Below are 15,395 nucleotides of genomic sequence, written 5' to 3'. Positions count from 1 at the left end.
ATAATAATTTTCTTTCTTTTTGTTATTTGTAAGATTTTTATTTTATTATTTGTAGTGTGTATAAAAAAAGGGCGGTAAAGACCGCCCTAATATATCAAGATTTTTATATCAATTATACCGCAACATCGTATTCACGAAGCGCATTGTTTAAAGAAGTTTTTAAATCTGTAGATGGTTTACGAGTTCCAATGATTAATGCACAAGGAACTTGAAATTCTCCAGCAGCAAATTTCTTAGTATAGCTTCCTGGGATAACCACAGAACGAGCTGGTACATATCCTTTCATTTCAACTGGTTCATCACCTGTAACATCAATAATTTTTGTAGATGCTGTTAAACATACGTTAGCTCCAAGAACTGCTTCTTTACCAACGTGAACACCTTCAACAACAATACAACGAGAACCAATAAAAGCGCCGTCTTCAATAATTACTGGAGCTGCTTGCAATGGCTCAAGAACACCACCAATACCAACACCACCGCTTAAGTGTACATTTTTACCAATTTGAGCACAGCTTCCTACAGTTGCCCAAGTATCAACCATTGTTCCTTCGTCAACATAAGCACCAATGTTTACGTAACTTGGCATTAAAATTACACCGCTTGAGATGTAAGCTCCGTAACGCGCAACGGCATTTGGTACCACACGAATTCCTTTTTCAGCATAATTTCTTTTTAGCAACATTTTATCATGGTATTCAAAAATACCAGATTCCCATGTTTCCATTTTCTGAATCGGGAAATACATTACAACTGCCTTCTTAACCCATTCGTTTACTTGCCATTTGTCACCAACTGGTTCAGCAACACGTAATTTTCCAGCGTCTACCAATTCGATCACTTCTCTAATGGCATCAGTAGTTGTAGTTTCTTGCAATAAAGCTCTGTTTTCCCAAGCTTGTTCAATTATAGTCTGTAAAGAATTCATACGTTTAATTTTTTGCCAAAGATAAGGTATTTGTAGAAATGCAAAAAAGCAAAACAGCTTGAAAATGTTACAGATTTAACTTTTTGTTTCTTATTTGTATGGTTAATGAAGCGAGGTGTGCTTTCGATTGATATTGCTACCACTAAAAGTTTTTTTTATATCAAAATATGACAAAAGTCAGGATTTCTGCTTTTTCTTCGCTTTAATTTCGCAGTGTTGATCAACATTCCATTCCATAAATAATCATATAAGCAGTAAAATATGAATCAAGAAAATCACCTTCAAAACAGAGTAATTATAGACAAAGAAGTAAGCTGGGATAAAACTCAGGTTATTATGAGTAAAACAAATGCATACGGAATAATCGAATACGCCAACGAAGTATTTGTAGATGTTTGCGGTTACGAAGACTATGAATTAATGGGACAACCTCATAATATCATACGTCACCCTGATATGCCTAAAGTTATTTTTAAAGTGCTTTGGGAAAATCTTAAAAACGGAAAAAACTTTCACGCTATTGTAAAAAACCTTGCAAAGTCTGGAAGATACTATTGGGTAATTACAGATTTTGAAATTGCCCGCGATGAAAACGACGTTATTGTAAATTTTTTTGGTAGAAGACAGGCTGTACCACAAGAAGTAATTGCATTGCATATTGAACCTTTGTATAAAAAGTTGTTACAGATCGAAGCAGCAAGTGGAGTAGAATTTAGCGAAAAGTACTTAATTGGATTCTTGGAAGAGAAAAAAAGAACTTACGTTGAATATATTAAGGAGCTGATTTACGAACATGAAAAATCACAATCTAAGTTTGCTAATTATTCTGAAGAAGAGGATGCAGGAGAAGAGGAAGAGCATAGAGGCTTTTTTAGCCGATTGTTTGGAAGATAAATTGAGTTATTTTTTAGGTTTGAATATTTGGATAAAAGTCCGTCTTGAAATTTTCAAGGCGGATTTTTTTATCGAAAGAAATATTGAAAAAGTTTATTTTCAGTGAAATGGAAAATTAGAAAAATATTTTGAACTAAATTTGCTGAAAATTTTAGACATGCCAAGAATCCTTTCGATAGATTACGGACAAAAACGCACAGGAATTGCAGTTACAGACGAAATGCAGATTATTGCTTCAGGCTTAACAACGATTCCGACTCATACTTTGATTGACTTTTTGAAAGACTATTTTGCTAAAGAAAAAGTCGAAGCAGTTTTGATTGGCGAACCAAAACAAATGAACGGTCTTCCGTCTGAAAGTGCTTCTGTGATTAACGGATTTGTAACTCACTTTTCGAATATCTTTCCAGACATGAAAGTAATTCGTGTTGATGAGCGTTTTACCTCTAAAATGGCATTTCAAACAATGATTGACAGTGGTTTAAATAAAAAGCAACGTCAGAATAAAGGTTTGATAGACGAAATTTCTGCCACAATTCTGCTTCAAGATTATCTTTCCGCAAAAAAATAGCACTGTTCGTCGTATTTTTTATTTATAATTTAATGGTTTTTAGAAAATCCTAACTTTTATCATCTAAAAATTAGTTTTTTTTTGCAATTAAAAAAGTACCTTTGCACTTTAAATAAAAATACTGTTATGCCTGACGAAACCATACGTTCAAATAGTGATGTAGTACTCATTGGCGCTGGAATAATGAGTGCCACTCTCGGAGTAATTTTGAAAGAATTACAACCAGATATAAAAATTGAAATTTACGAAAGATTAGATGTTGCCGCAGCAGAAAGCTCTGATGCTTGGAATAATGCAGGAACGGGACACTCGGCTTTTTGTGAACTAAATTATACTCCAGAAAAGGCAGACGGCAGTATCGATCCTAAAAAAGCAATTAGCATTGCAGAATCATTTGAGATTTCTCGCCAGTTTTGGTCTTACTTAGTGCAGCAAAACAAAGTGCCTTCTCCGGATAATTTTATTAAAAGTGTGCCTCATATGAGTTTTGTGTGGGGAGATAAAAATGTAGATTATTTAAAAAAGAGATTTGAAGCGCTTCAAAGCAACCCAATCTTTGCCGACATGACTTTCAGTACCGATTTTGAGCAACTTCAAAAATGGATGCCATTGGTAATGGAAGGTAGAAATGCTGATGAAAAATTAGCAGCAACACATATGGAAATTGGTACCGATGTTAATTTTGGTGCTTTAACAAGAAGTATGTTCAACTACTTAGAAAAATTAGACGGTGTTTCTTTGTTTTTTAATCACGAAGTTAAAAAATTAAGACAGCGTGAAGATAAATCTTGGAGAATTAAGATTAAAGATTTGTCAACAGGAAAGACTCGTAAGGCTTATACTAAATTTGTATTTATTGGTGCAGGAGGAGGATCTCTTCCTTTATTAGAAAAAGCAAACGTGCCAGAAGGAAACGGATACGGTGGTTTTCCTGTAAGCGGACAATGGCTAAAATGTACCAACCCAGAAGTAATTGCAAAACATCAGGCAAAAGTATACGGAAAAGCAAGTGTTGGAGCTCCTCCAATGTCTGTTCCGCATATCGATACTCGTGTAATTGATGGAGAGAAAGCGCTTCTTTTTGGTCCATTTGCAGGATTTTCAACTCGTTTCCTTAAAAATGGTTCTTATTTAGATTTGCCTATGTCTATTAAGTCTAACAACTTAATTCCTATGTTGGCTGCTGGATATCATAATATTCCTTTAACGAAATATTTGATTGAACAGGTACGCCAGTCTCCAAAAGACAGAATGAAAGCTTTACGTGAATATCTTCCAACAGCACGTTCTAAAGATTGGAAATTGGAAAAAGCAGGACAGCGTGTTCAGGTTATCAAAAAAGATGAAAAAGAAGGCGGAGTTTTAGAATTTGGTACAGAAGTAATCAATACACACGACGGAAGTTTAGCGGTTTTATTAGGTGCTTCTCCTGGAGCTTCTACAGCAGTGGCAATTATGGTGGATTTGATTAGCAGATGTTTTACACATCAAATTAAAACGCCAGAGTGGCAAGCAAAATTAAAAACAATGATTCCTTCTTACGGTCAGACTTTAAATGATAAGCCAGAACTTTTAGAACAGCTTAGAAAACAAACGGCAGAAGTTTTAAAATTAAATTAAGCTTCTCATATTTCAATATAAAAAAAACAAATCCAGATGAATTAATCTGGATTTGTTGCTTTTAAGTCGGTTGTGTTTTTTAGAATCTTTTCTGCCAGATTGCTCATCCAGATTAATTGTTCAATAACCATCTGTGCTTCCTGCATCTTGGCTTGACGCGTTTCTTTGTCTAAATCATCATCTTCGGCCAAACGTGTGAAATGCCTACGCTTTAATTCTTCAAATTGTAAAGTCACATCTTCTTTTTCGAAAAAAGTATCTTGTATGACAACTTCATTTCTTAAAACAGAAATCGAATGATCTAGATTGGCTAGAATAGTTTTGATAATGTAATTGAAAGAATCAGATGCAGATGTTGTTTGGTGTGACTGAATATACGTTGATAGTGATGCCAAAGCAGATAATAACGAGTGATTTAAAACTACTAGTTTGTTTACTAAAGGCATTGTTTTTTGTTTCGATTTAGGTTCCTGCATCATACGCTGAAAAGAAGTCATTAAATTTCCTATTTCAACAAAGGCATTTTTTCTCGCTAAACGATATGAAGTTGGAACTTCTCCTTTTTTATTATAAAAGTCTGCAATTTCTTTTAAGTAATTTCTATTGGCACGAATGGTATTCTCAATATGGATGGGCGTATTGATGAATTCCCAAGCAGGCCATAAAAATTGATTAGCAATAAAAGCTAAAGTTGCGCCTGCGAGCGTATCTAATATTCTGTATTGAATAACTTCATTGATGTCTGGAGTTAAAATTCCGTAGATAAAAACGACATACATTGTAACAAATGTCGCGCTAATCTTGTAATTGATTTGGGTAAATGAAATCCCAAGTAACATACATACAATAGAGAAAATACTTAGTGCAACGTGGTTCTGAATGACAGATACAATTCCGAAAGCTATAATTCCCCCCAAAACAGTACCGAACATTCTATTATAGGATCTCTCTTTGGTTAAACCATAACCAGGGCGCATGATTACGACAATAGTAAGAAGGATCCAATACACATTTTGAAACGGCAGAACCTGTCCAAGAAAAAAACCAATCAAAATAGTGATTGTTAATCGTATCGAATGCCTAAAAATTGAAGAAGAATAACTTAAATTCTCAGTTAAAGTTCGCAGTGGATAATACTGCGGTGTTAAGAATTTTTCAAGCTCTTTATCTTGATCTTTCAGTTTATAGGACTGCATTGCTAAAGAAAGCGCGCGCTGAATAGTTTTGATTTTTCCAACCTGATTTTTAGCATATTTCAGCATATTGGTCAGCATTAAAACACCTTCTGCAGCTTCTTCTTTTCCTAATGTTTTTTCATAATCAAAAATGGCAAATTCCAGTGCATCCAATTCATTTTTTAAATCGTGCTTATCAACATAAACACTAATATGATTGACATTTTTCGAAAGTTTTTTGAGGGTTGAAGCTAATTTATAAGCCACATTTTGATACGTTCTTAAAACATCAGGATGTTTGGCAAATTTTTCATGAAGTTTGCTGTGGTCAAAAGAAGTGTATAGCGCCAATTCTTGAATTTCGACTAAAGTAATAAAAACCAAAAGCATTTTTCGGTTTTGGCTCGTAGTTCCAGATGCATTTTGGTTTCCAATCAGCATCTTTCTTAAATCTTCGTGAATAAGATTCAATTCGACTTGTACAGCAAGCTGCTTCTCGATAATAGCTGTTCTGTTAGCCTCGGGACTCCACAAATCACCTCTTAATTTGAGATATTTTGCAGTGAGTTTTATTCCTTCGGCAATTTGTAATTCTACATATTTATAAGGCTGAACAAAATGAAAAACAAGAGATACTATTAAATAGAGAATTCCTCCAATGAAAATAAAACCAGAGTATTCAAAAGCTTCCCAGCCTTCATGCAAATGCCCAAATGATAGAGAAATTGATAATAAAGCAGAGAAAGAAATCAATGTGGCTCGCTGTCCGTAAACCGAAATCATGGAACATAAAAACAAAAGAAAACCTAAAAATATGTAGAAAAGTAAAGGAAATGGATAAATTAGATTTACTAGAAGATTAACCCCAGAAACAATAAAAGAGGCTGCTATTAATCCTTTTACTTTATGGCCAAGAGAACTAGGAATATCGCTGGGATAAGTATAAAAAGCACCAAGCGCAATTGTAAACCCAATTTCAAAATGACCGAGAAAATTTAAAACTAAAACAGGAACAACAGAAGCAATAGTTACTTTAGAGGCGTTGAGGAAGGAAGTGCTGTTAGTAAATTTCGAAATCTTATCAATCATAAAAAGAGGTTTACTAACAAAGGTAAGAATTGTAGTAGTGATTTTGGCATAATTATGGATGAGATTTTTAGGATCAAGTAAAAAATACGAATAATACATTATAAGAATTATTCATTGACTATTTTTTACTATTTTTGCCAGCTGAAATATCAGAACTTTAATTCTGTTTTTACAGCACATAAAACATAAATAAAAACAAATGATTTTACCAATTGTAGGATACGGTGATCCTGTTTTAAGAAAAGTTGGACAAGATATTACACCAGAATATCCAAACCTAAAAGAAACGATCGCAAACATGTACGAGACAATGTACAATGCGTATGGAGTTGGACTTGCTGCACCGCAGGTTGGACTGCCAATTCGTTTGTTTGTGATAGATACAACGCCTTTTAGTGATGATGAGGATCTTCCTTCAGAGGAACAAAAAGATTTGAAAGGTTTCAAGAAGACTTTTATCAATGCTAAAATCGTTAAAGAAGAAGGAGAAGAGTGGGGATTTAATGAAGGCTGTTTGAGTATTCCAGATGTACGTGAAGATGTTTACAGAAAACCTACTGTTACAATCGAATATTGCGAGGAAGATTTCGTTATGAAAACGGAAGTATTTGACGGATTAATTGCAAGAGTGATTCAGCACGAATATGACCACATTGAAGGAATCTTGTTTACAGATAAAATTTCATCTCTTAAAAAACGTTTAATCCAAAAGAAATTGAAAAATATTACTGAAGGAAAAACGTCTCAGGAATATAGAATGAAGTTTTTTGCAGCTAAAAAAGCAAGATAAGTTTTCTAAATACTTAGAAACAAAAAATAAATAAAATTCTTAATACTAATTTTAATAAAAATGAATTTAACGAAAATTTTAGCCATTTCAGGAAAACCAGGTTTATACGAATTGAAAGTTCAAACTCGTACAGGTTTTGTGGCGGAATCATTAATTGATGGGAAGAAGATTACTGTAAATCTAAAAAGCAATGTAAGTTTATTATCTGAAATTTCGATTTATACTTACGAAGGCGAAAAACCGTTAACTGAAGTAATGCAGCAGATTGCCGTTAAAGAAAACAAAGGTCAAGCGATCTCTCATAAAGAAGATAACGCTACTTTGTCTGCATATTTTAAACAAATTCTTCCTGACTATGACGAAGAAAGAGTTTACCCATCAGATATCAAAAAAGTATTAAACTGGTACAACACGCTTCAAGCAAAAGGTTTAGTTACAGATTTAGCTCCAGCGGCTGAAGAACCAAAAGAAGAAGCTCCAGTTGCTGAAGAAAAACCGAAAAAAGCGCCAGCAGCTAAAAAAGCAAAAGCTAAAAAAGAAGAATAGTAATTTTTCTTTAAACATAAAATAATCCTGTTGAGATGTTTTCTTGACAGGATTTTTTAATTTTACAGAATCGAGTTTAAATCAAAAGAAACTTCAAAATGAATAGAGAAAACCAGTTAAAAGCATTTGAGAGATTATTGAATATCATGGATGAATTGCGTGAACAATGTCCGTGGGATAAAAAGCAAACGTTGCAGACCTTGAGACATTTGACGATCGAAGAAACTTACGAACTGGGAGACGCTATTCTGGATAATGATTTAAATGAAGTTAAAAAAGAATTGGGAGATTTGCTGCTTCATATTGTTTTTTATGCTAAAATAGGCAGTGAAACCAATGATTTTGATATCGCTGATGTCTGCAATGAAATCTGCGAGAAACTAATTCATCGTCATCCTCATATTTATGGTGATGTCAAAGTGGAAAACGAAGAAGAAGTAAAACAAAACTGGGAAAAACTAAAGCTTAAAGAAGGAAAAAAATCTGTTTTAGAAGGCGTTCCAAGAAGTCTTCCTGCTTTGGTTAAAGCAAGCAGAATTCAAGATAAGGTAAAAGGAGTGGGGTTCGATTGGGAAGAACCTCATCAGGTTTGGGATAAAGTCCAAGAAGAATTACAAGAATTGCAAGACGAGGTAAAATCTGGAAACCAAGATAAAATCGAAGATGAATTCGGAGATGTTTTATTTTCTATGATTAATTACGCGCGATTTTTAAATGTAAATCCAGAAGATGCCTTAGAAAGAACCAATAAAAAATTCATTAAACGTTTTCAATACCTAGAAAGTAAAGCAAATGAATTGGGAAAACCATTAATGGATATGACACTTACAGAAATGGATGTTTTTTGGAATGAAGCTAAAAAGCTTTAATTGTCAGCTAATTTCTTTAAAGCGCGAACATCTTTAAGCATGATTTTTTTACCAACCAATTCTATTAATCCCAATTTATTAAAATCAGATAATAATCGAATACAGCTTTCGGTAGCAGTTCCAATAATACCTGCAAGTTCTTCTCTTGTTAGTTGAACTTTAAGTGTTTTGTCAGCATCTTCACCAAATTCATCATGCAGGTGCAGTAAAGTTTCTGCAAGTCTCTGCTTAACTGTTTTTTGGACTAAAGCAATTTTTTCATTCTCAGATTCCTTTAAATCTTCGCAGACAGACTGCATCATATTTAAAGAAAACTGATTGTTGCTATTAAAGAAATTGATGATTTCATTTTTAGGAATAAAACAAACTTCCATGTCTGCGATTGCTTTTGCAGTTAAATTTGCTGGCTCATTGCTAATCATAGAACGCTGTCCAAGAAGTTCACCAGATTTGACCAATTTTACGATTTGGTCTTTTCCGTTTGCACTCAATTTTGAAAGTTTTCCAACACCGTCTTTAACGCAGAAAACGCCATTGGTTACTTCGCCTTCTTCAAAAAGAGCTTCACCTTTTTTAATTTTATAGGTCGTTTTACTGCTGGCTAATTTAATAACTTCTTCTTTATTAAGGGCTTTTAATGAGCTTAGCTGGCGTACAATGCATTGATCACATTTACTCATGACAATATTTGTTTGCTGCAAAAGTAAGTATATTTAAGGTTTTTAGCTACCATTATAAGGCAAAATTATTATAAATTAGGGTTAACTCTAATTTGAGCTTTTTATTTTATAAATTTAGGAATCCGATTTCAAAATAACATGACAATTATCATCTTAATAATTGTGGTTTAATTGGAAATTTGCATCAAATAAAAACAAGTTTATGAGGGAGCAAAGTTGTTTTCATTGTGGTTTAACTATTGAACAAAATGAAGAAATTGATTTTGACGATAAGAAGTTTTGTTGCACAGGCTGCAAAACGGTTTACGAAATTTTCAGTATCAACGATCTAACATCTTATTATGATTTTGAAAAGTCTCCGGGCGCCACTCCCCAAGACATCAAAGGAAAATATGATTTCTTGGAAAATGAAACCATATTGGCAAAGATTCTAGAATTTCAAGAAGGAAACACATCAATTGTTTCATTGAATATTCCGCATATCCATTGCAGTTCTTGTATCTGGATTTTAGAAAATCTTCATCGTCTTCAGTCCGGAATTAGTACGTCTCAAGTTAATTTTCATGAAAAGAAAGTTAGAATTACCTTTAATTCTGATGTCGTTTCTTTAAAAGAAATAGTTTATCTCCTTAGTTCTATAGGTTATGAACCTTATATTAGTTTAGAAAATTATGGGTCTGCAAAAGCCAAGATTGACAGAAGTCTAACGTATAAACTAGGTGTAGCATTTTTTTGTTTCGGAAACATCATGCTGCTTTCATTTCCGGAATATTTCGAAATGAAAGAATTTTGGCTAGATAGCTACAAACCGTTTTTCAGATTACTTATTTTTCTCTTAGCATTGCCAACTTTTTTATACTCAGCTAGCGGATATTATGTTTCTGCTTATCATAGTATTAGAACAAGAATGCTTAATATTGATATTCCGATTGCTTTAGGAATTATCGTGATGTTTATTCGCAGTACCTGCGACATGCTGATGGATCATGGTCCAGGATTTTTTGACAGTTTGGCCAGTTTGATATTTTTTATGCTTCTTGGCAAAATGTTTCAGATTAAAACCTATAGTTTTTTAAGTTTCGAAAGGGATTTTAAATCCTATTTTCCAATTGCAGTTACCAAAATCAATAAAGATGCTTCTGAAGAAAATGTTGCCATTTATGATGTTCTAAAAGGAGATAGACTGTTAATTAGAAATCAGGAACTTATCCCTGTTGATGGAATTTTAATTAGCGAAAGCGCCGAAATAGATTATAGCTTTGTTACAGGTGAAGCAGTGCCAATCACAAAAAAGTCTGGAGATAAAGTATTTGCAGGAGGAAAACAGATTGGAAAAGTTATAGAAATGGAAGTTTTGCACTCCGTTTCTCAAAGTTATTTAACTCAATTATGGAGTAATGAAATTTTTCAGAAAAAAGTAGACCAGAAACACAAAACCATAACAGATGCGATAAGCCGATATTTTACCCCCATATTATTGCTCATTGCATTTGCTGGTTTTGGTTATTGGATTTTTATAGATGCTAATACGGCTTTTAATGTTTTTACCGCAGTATTGATTGTAGCTTGCCCTTGCGCATTGGCTCTTACAGCTCCGTTTACTTTTGGAAACATATTGCGTATTTTGGGAAAAAAGAAATTTTACTTAAAAAATGCTGTTGTGATTGAACAGCTTGCTAAAGTTGATACTATTGTTTTTGATAAAACAGGAACTATTACAACCAACAAAAAATCGAATATAATGTATGAAGGAAATTCTATTTCAAGTTCAGATATCGTATTGATTAAAAATGTATTGCGAGGTTCAAACCACCCGTTAAGCAGAATGCTTTATGAATTTCTGCCAGAAGCTAAACGTATTAATGCAGAAGACTTTCAAGAAATTACTGGAAAAGGTATTTTGGCGATTGTTGAAAATAAAGAAATAAAAATTGGATCTGGACAATTTGTTGATGATATAGTTGCGGATGGTTCGGAAATTGAAAAAACGGCATTACATATTAAGATAGGGGGTGTTTATTTTGGGAAATACACTTTCCAAAACCAATATAGAGAAGGCTTAGAAAAACTTTTTTCTAATCTGAGTAAAGACTACCAAATTAAAGTGCTTTCTGGTGATAATGATGGTGAAAGATCGAATTTGGAAGCCATTCTGCCAAAAGGGACCGAATTGATATTCAATCAAAAACCTGAACAAAAACTAGAATACATAAAGAAACTTCAGGAGAAAGGGCAAAACGTAATGATGGTTGGTGATGGGTTAAATGATGCTGGAGCATTGGCGCAAAGTAATGTTGGGATTTCGATATCAGAGAATGTAAATGTCTTTTCGCCTGCATGTGATGCTATTTTGGATGCAACAGAATTTTCACGTCTCAATTACTTTCTAAAGCTTTCTCACAAAGCTATTTTAATTATAAAAATGAGTTTTGGTTTGTCATTGCTGTATAATGTTGTAGGGCTTGCATTTGCTGTTACAGGAAATTTGCTTCCATTGGTTGCGGCAATCATTATGCCGTTGAGTACAATTACGATTGTAAGTTTTGTGACTTTTATGTCTAACTATTTCAGTAACAGAAATTTAGAATGATTATAAATTATTAAAGGAGATATTTTATTAAATTTAACATAACTAATCGTCTATGATAATTATCATATTTTATGCGCCTTTAACGAATTAATTTTGTTAACATAAATCTAGGGTATGAGTGTTATTTATCTATTAATTTCAGTAAGTATTTTTGTGGCAATCTGTTTCTTTATTGCCTTTATCGTAGCTGTCAAATCTGGGCAGTATGATGATGATTATACTCCTTCAGTCAGAATTCTTTTTGATGACGAAACCAAAATTAATTCCCAAAATAATAATTCACCAATCGAAGAAAAACAAGTATAATTATGGAAATGGAACAGTTTTATTACGACAACAAAATTGTAAAAAAATTCATTTACGCCACAATACTCTTTGGTGTTGTGGGTATGTTAGTGGGACTTACCTTAGCGGTAATGTACCTTTTTCCCAACATGACAGATGGGATTCCGTGGCTGAGTTACGGACGATTAAGACCGTTACACACTAACGCAGTTATTTTTGCCTTTGTGGGTAATGCTTTTTTTGCCGGTATGTATTACTCGCTACAAAGATTGCTAAAAGCCAGAATGTTTAGTGATTTTTTAAGTAATCTTCATTTCTGGGGCTGGCAGCTAATTATTGTGGCTGCAGCAATCACACTTCCGTTAGGTTATACTTCTTCTAAAGAATATGCAGAGCTAGAGTGGCCAATTGACATTGCAATCGCTTTAATTTGGGTTGTAATGGGGATCAATATGATTGGTACGATGTTGCGTCGTAGAGAGCGCCATCTTTATGTTGCAATCTGGTTTTATTTAGCAACATTTGTGACAGTAGCAGTACTTCATATCTTTAATAATATAGAAATTCCGGTTTCAGCTTTAAAAAGTTACTCAGTGTATGCAGGTGTTCAGGACGCGCTTGTACAATGGTGGTACGGGCATAATGCGGTAGCATTCTTCCTTACAACTCCATTCTTGGGATTAATGTACTATTTCGTTCCAAAAATTGCAAACAGACCTGTTTACTCTTATAGATTATCTATTATTCACTTTTGGTCTTTAATCTTTATCTATATCTGGGCTGGACCACACCACTTATTATATTCTGCATTGCCAAACTGGGCTCAGAATTTAGGAGTTGCATTCTCAGTAATGTTAATTGCTCCATCTTGGGGAGGTATGATCAATGGTCTTCTTACATTAAGAGGAGCTTGGGATAAAGTTCGTGAAGAACCAGTTTTAAAATTCTTCGTTGTAGCGATTACGGGTTACGGTATGGCAACTTTTGAAGGTCCGATGTTATCTTTAAAAAATGTAAATGCTATTGCGCACTATACTGACTGGATCGTAGCGCACGTACACGTAGGAGCATTAGCTTGGAACGGTTTCATGTCATTTGGTATTATCTATTGGCTAATTCCACGAATGACAAAATCAGAATTATTCTCTAAGAAATTAGCAAACTTCCATTTCTGGATTGGTACTTTAGGTATTATCGTATATACAATTCCACTATATGTGGCAGGTTTCCAACAAGCGTCAATGTGGAAACAGTTTAATCCAGATGGTACTTTAACTTATGGTAACTTCCTTGAAACAGTAACCGCTATTATGCCAATGTATTGGATGAGAGCTATCGGAGGTAGTTTGTATCTAATTGGTATGCTTACTTTGGTTTATAATATTATTATGACCGTAAAAGCAGGTAATACTATTGAAGATGAATTGGCTCAGGCACCAGCTTTACAAACAATAAAAAGCAGTAGATTAAGTGGAGAGAAATTCCACTCATGGTTAGAAAGAAAACCAATTCAATTAACCATTTTAGCAACAATTGCAATTTTAATTGGAGGTATTATTCAGATTGTTCCAACGATTATGGTCAAATCAAATATTCCGACAATTTCAAGTGTAAAACCATATACACCGTTAGAGCTTGAAGGACGTGACTTATACATTAGAGAAGGTTGCGTTGGATGTCACTCACAATCAGTTCGTCCGTTTAGAAGTGAAGTAGAACGTTATGGGGTTCAGTCAAAAGCGGGTGAATTTGTTTACGACCATCCATTCTTATGGGGGTCAAAACGTACAGGACCAGACTTATTAAGAGTAGGTGGTAAGTACAATGATAACTGGCATTTTAACCACATGTGGAATCCGCAAAGTACATCTGCGGGATCAATTATGCCAGGTTATAAATGGTTATTTGATAACAAACCGATGGACATTTCATTGACTCAGAAAAAAATGCAGGCAATGATTTCTTTAGGAGTGCCATATACTCCAGAAGAAGTTGCAAATGCGCAAAGAACATTAAGAGAACAGGCTGTTAAGATAGAGAAAAGCTTAGAAAGCGATCCTGATTTCGTTAAGAGTTATGAAGACAGCCGTAAAAAAGCTGCTGCAAAAGGCGAGAAATTCATTCCGATGAACGAAAGAGAAATCGTTGCTTTGATTGCTTATATTCAAAGACTTGGTACTGATATTAAAGTAAAAGAAACTTCAAAATAACAGCATTATGTTTGAACAAATAAAACACAATATGGAAACAATATCGGGTGTAGAATTATACCCGATTATTTCCCTCTTGATTTTCTTCTTCTTCTTTGTAGGATTAGGCATTTGGGTGTTCTCTTATAGAAAAGAAAAAATTCAAGAAATGAGTAATATACCTTTAGATGAAGGACTTAGTGTAATCACAAAAGATAGATAAAAATGAAAAAGTTTTTCCCAGTATATGTTAGAGTACCGTTGATTTTCTTCATCGTATTTGCTTTGATGGAATATTTTATAGACTCGGGTGATAAACCGGCTTTTGTGAAATTTCCAATGGTGTCACTCTTTTTATTTGTCTTTTTATTTATTCTGATTGCGATAGAGATTACACTGAGCGCAGTAAATCGAGTGATGTATCAATTATTATCACCTGAAGAAAAGGCACAAAAGGAACTTGAAGATAGTTTAAGTCTTAAAGAAAGCACTTGGTTTAAAAACCTAATGCACAAATTGACTAAAACAGAGCCAATTGAAAAAGAGGCTGACCTATTGATGGATCATGATTATGACGGAATTAAAGAGCTGGATAATAATTTACCGCCATGGTGGGTGTATTTATTCTACATCTGTATCATTTTCGGAGTAATTTATGTGGTGCGTTATGATGTTTTAGGAGCTGATGATCAGGAAATGGAGTTGAAGAAAGAAATGGCGCAGGCAAAGATAGACGTTGAGGAGTATATGAAAACGGCACCAGATTTAATGGATGAAAAAACGGTTGTTTTACTTACTGACGAACCGAGTTTAGCTGCTGGAAAAGAAATTTTTGTAACCAATTGTGCAGCATGTCACCGTGCAGATGCTGGAGGACAGATTGGACCAAACCTTACAGATGATAAATGGATCTTAGGAGGAGGAATTAAAAATTTATTCCACACCATTACAAACGGAGGTAGAGATGGTAAAGGGATGATCGCTTGGAAAGGAACCCTTAAACCAAAAGAAATACAAAAAGTGGCAAGTTACATTCTGTCTTTACAAGGAAGTAATCCTAAAGATCCGAAAGAAGCAGAGGGAGAAGTTTGGGTAGATGATAGTGCTCCCAAAACAGATGCGGCCTCTGCAGCCCCAAAAGATACCACAGAAGTTAAAAAATAATTAGA

The 15,395-nt window shown here is 34.1% G+C and carries 14 protein-coding genes; 11 read left to right on the top strand and 3 right to left on the bottom strand.

Annotated features, from left to right (window positions below; genetic code table 11):
• Nucleotides 1-112: 112 nt before the first annotated feature.
• The gene (locus LPB248_RS03250; RefSeq protein ID WP_177210156.1) at nucleotides 113-928 is read right to left on the bottom strand and encodes a 2,3,4,5-tetrahydropyridine-2,6-dicarboxylate N-succinyltransferase; all 816 of its coding nucleotides are present in this window, start codon (nucleotides 926-928) and stop codon (nucleotides 113-115) included.
• A gap of 261 nt (nucleotides 929-1,189) precedes the next feature.
• Between LPB248_RS03250 and LPB248_RS03245 the strand changes: the two genes are divergently transcribed.
• From LPB248_RS03245 to LPB248_RS03235, 3 genes are all read left to right on the top strand, one after another.
• Nucleotides 1,190-1,822 (top strand): PAS domain-containing protein, encoded by a 633-nt coding sequence (locus LPB248_RS03245; RefSeq protein ID WP_111378541.1) that lies wholly within the window; start codon nucleotides 1,190-1,192, stop codon nucleotides 1,820-1,822.
• Nucleotides 1,823-1,979: 157 nt separating this feature from the next.
• On the top strand, nucleotides 1,980-2,393 hold the full coding sequence (gene ruvX, locus LPB248_RS03240) for a Holliday junction resolvase RuvX (RefSeq protein ID WP_177210155.1): 414 nt from the start codon (nucleotides 1,980-1,982) through the stop codon (nucleotides 2,391-2,393).
• A 126-nt stretch (nucleotides 2,394-2,519) separates the two neighbouring features.
• Nucleotides 2,520-4,013, top strand: a complete 1,494-nt coding sequence (locus LPB248_RS03235; RefSeq protein WP_177210154.1) for a malate:quinone oxidoreductase — start codon at nucleotides 2,520-2,522, stop codon at nucleotides 4,011-4,013.
• Nucleotides 4,014-4,054: 41 nt separating this feature from the next.
• Here the strand turns inward: LPB248_RS03235 and LPB248_RS03230 are convergent, their stop codons facing one another.
• Nucleotides 4,055-6,277 carry an FUSC family protein gene (locus LPB248_RS03230; RefSeq protein WP_177210153.1) on the bottom strand — a complete coding sequence of 741 codons (2,223 nt, stop codon included), beginning with the start codon at nucleotides 6,275-6,277 and terminating at the stop codon, nucleotides 4,055-4,057.
• 199 nt (nucleotides 6,278-6,476) lie between these two features.
• Here LPB248_RS03230 and def point away from each other — a divergent pair, with 199 nt between their 5' ends.
• The 3 genes from def (at nucleotide 6,477) to mazG (ending at nucleotide 8,482) form a co-directional block, all read left to right on the top strand.
• Nucleotides 6,477-7,067: a peptide deformylase gene (def, locus tag LPB248_RS03225; RefSeq protein ID WP_008462650.1), complete on the top strand. Its 591-nt coding sequence runs from the start codon at nucleotides 6,477-6,479 to the stop codon at nucleotides 7,065-7,067.
• Between the two features lie 60 nt (nucleotides 7,068-7,127).
• Nucleotides 7,128-7,613 (top strand): DUF5606 domain-containing protein, encoded by a 486-nt coding sequence (locus tag LPB248_RS03220; protein WP_095930921.1) that lies wholly within the window; start codon nucleotides 7,128-7,130, stop codon nucleotides 7,611-7,613.
• 98 nt (nucleotides 7,614-7,711) lie between these two features.
• Nucleotides 7,712-8,482, top strand: coding sequence for a nucleoside triphosphate pyrophosphohydrolase (mazG, locus tag LPB248_RS03215; RefSeq protein ID WP_177210152.1), 771 nt, complete (start codon nucleotides 7,712-7,714; stop codon nucleotides 8,480-8,482).
• Here the strand turns inward: mazG and LPB248_RS03210 are convergent.
• Nucleotides 8,479-9,162 carry a Crp/Fnr family transcriptional regulator gene (locus LPB248_RS03210; protein ID WP_177210151.1) on the bottom strand — a complete coding sequence of 228 codons (684 nt, stop codon included), beginning with the start codon at nucleotides 9,160-9,162 and terminating at the stop codon, nucleotides 8,479-8,481. The two genes, mazG and LPB248_RS03210, sit on opposite strands and share 4 nt — an antisense overlap.
• Nucleotides 9,163-9,364: 202 nt before the next feature.
• Between LPB248_RS03210 and LPB248_RS03205 the strand changes: the two genes are divergently transcribed.
• The 5 genes from LPB248_RS03205 (at nucleotide 9,365) to LPB248_RS03185 (ending at nucleotide 15,390) form a co-directional block, all read left to right on the top strand.
• The gene (locus LPB248_RS03205; RefSeq protein ID WP_177210150.1) at nucleotides 9,365-11,752 is read left to right on the top strand and encodes a heavy metal translocating P-type ATPase; all 2,388 of its coding nucleotides are present in this window, start codon (nucleotides 9,365-9,367) and stop codon (nucleotides 11,750-11,752) included.
• 114 nt (nucleotides 11,753-11,866) lie between these two features.
• Nucleotides 11,867-12,058, top strand: a complete 192-nt coding sequence (ccoS, locus tag LPB248_RS03200) for a cbb3-type cytochrome oxidase assembly protein CcoS (protein WP_008462657.1) — start codon at nucleotides 11,867-11,869, stop codon at nucleotides 12,056-12,058.
• A gap of 2 nt (nucleotides 12,059-12,060) precedes the next feature.
• Nucleotides 12,061-14,247, top strand: a complete 2,187-nt coding sequence (gene ccoN / locus LPB248_RS03195; protein ID WP_177210149.1) for a cytochrome-c oxidase, cbb3-type subunit I — start codon at nucleotides 12,061-12,063, stop codon at nucleotides 14,245-14,247.
• 7 nt (nucleotides 14,248-14,254) lie between these two features.
• The gene (locus LPB248_RS03190) at nucleotides 14,255-14,449 is read left to right on the top strand and encodes a CcoQ/FixQ family Cbb3-type cytochrome c oxidase assembly chaperone (RefSeq protein WP_111378528.1); all 195 of its coding nucleotides are present in this window, start codon (nucleotides 14,255-14,257) and stop codon (nucleotides 14,447-14,449) included.
• A gap of 2 nt (nucleotides 14,450-14,451) precedes the next feature.
• Nucleotides 14,452-15,390: a cbb3-type cytochrome c oxidase N-terminal domain-containing protein gene (locus tag LPB248_RS03185; RefSeq protein ID WP_177210148.1), complete on the top strand. Its 939-nt coding sequence runs from the start codon at nucleotides 14,452-14,454 to the stop codon at nucleotides 15,388-15,390.
• Nucleotides 15,391-15,395: the final 5 nt, after the last annotated feature.

This window comes from Flavobacterium sp. LPB0248 (genome assembly GCF_013388355.1).
Classification (GTDB): domain Bacteria; phylum Bacteroidota; class Bacteroidia; order Flavobacteriales; family Flavobacteriaceae; genus Flavobacterium.
This window is presented reverse-complemented; position numbering and strand designations above follow the sequence as displayed.

Excerpts from the sequence above, each read along its gene's own strand:
- LPB248_RS03250 (WP_177210156.1), bottom strand. The coding sequence starts at position 928 with ATGAATTCTTTACAGACTATAATTGAACAAGCTTGGGAAAACAGAGCT.
- LPB248_RS03245 (WP_111378541.1), top strand. The coding sequence starts at position 1,190 with ATGAATCAAGAAAATCACCTTCAAAACAGAGTAATTATAGACAAAGAA.
- ruvX (WP_177210155.1), top strand. The coding sequence starts at position 1,980 with ATGCCAAGAATCCTTTCGATAGATTACGGACAAAAACGCACAGGAATT.
- LPB248_RS03235 (WP_177210154.1), top strand. The coding sequence starts at position 2,520 with ATGCCTGACGAAACCATACGTTCAAATAGTGATGTAGTACTCATTGGC.
- LPB248_RS03230 (WP_177210153.1), bottom strand. The coding sequence starts at position 6,277 with ATGATTGATAAGATTTCGAAATTTACTAACAGCACTTCCTTCCTCAAC.
- def (WP_008462650.1), top strand. The coding sequence starts at position 6,477 with ATGATTTTACCAATTGTAGGATACGGTGATCCTGTTTTAAGAAAAGTT.
- LPB248_RS03220 (WP_095930921.1), top strand. The coding sequence starts at position 7,128 with ATGAATTTAACGAAAATTTTAGCCATTTCAGGAAAACCAGGTTTATAC.
- mazG (WP_177210152.1), top strand. The coding sequence starts at position 7,712 with ATGAATAGAGAAAACCAGTTAAAAGCATTTGAGAGATTATTGAATATC.
- LPB248_RS03210 (WP_177210151.1), bottom strand. The coding sequence starts at position 9,162 with ATGAGTAAATGTGATCAATGCATTGTACGCCAGCTAAGCTCATTAAAA.
- LPB248_RS03205 (WP_177210150.1), top strand. The coding sequence starts at position 9,365 with ATGAGGGAGCAAAGTTGTTTTCATTGTGGTTTAACTATTGAACAAAAT.
- ccoS (WP_008462657.1), top strand. The coding sequence starts at position 11,867 with ATGAGTGTTATTTATCTATTAATTTCAGTAAGTATTTTTGTGGCAATC.
- ccoN (WP_177210149.1), top strand. The coding sequence starts at position 12,061 with ATGGAAATGGAACAGTTTTATTACGACAACAAAATTGTAAAAAAATTC.
- LPB248_RS03190 (WP_111378528.1), top strand. The coding sequence starts at position 14,255 with ATGTTTGAACAAATAAAACACAATATGGAAACAATATCGGGTGTAGAA.
- LPB248_RS03185 (WP_177210148.1), top strand. The coding sequence starts at position 14,452 with ATGAAAAAGTTTTTCCCAGTATATGTTAGAGTACCGTTGATTTTCTTC.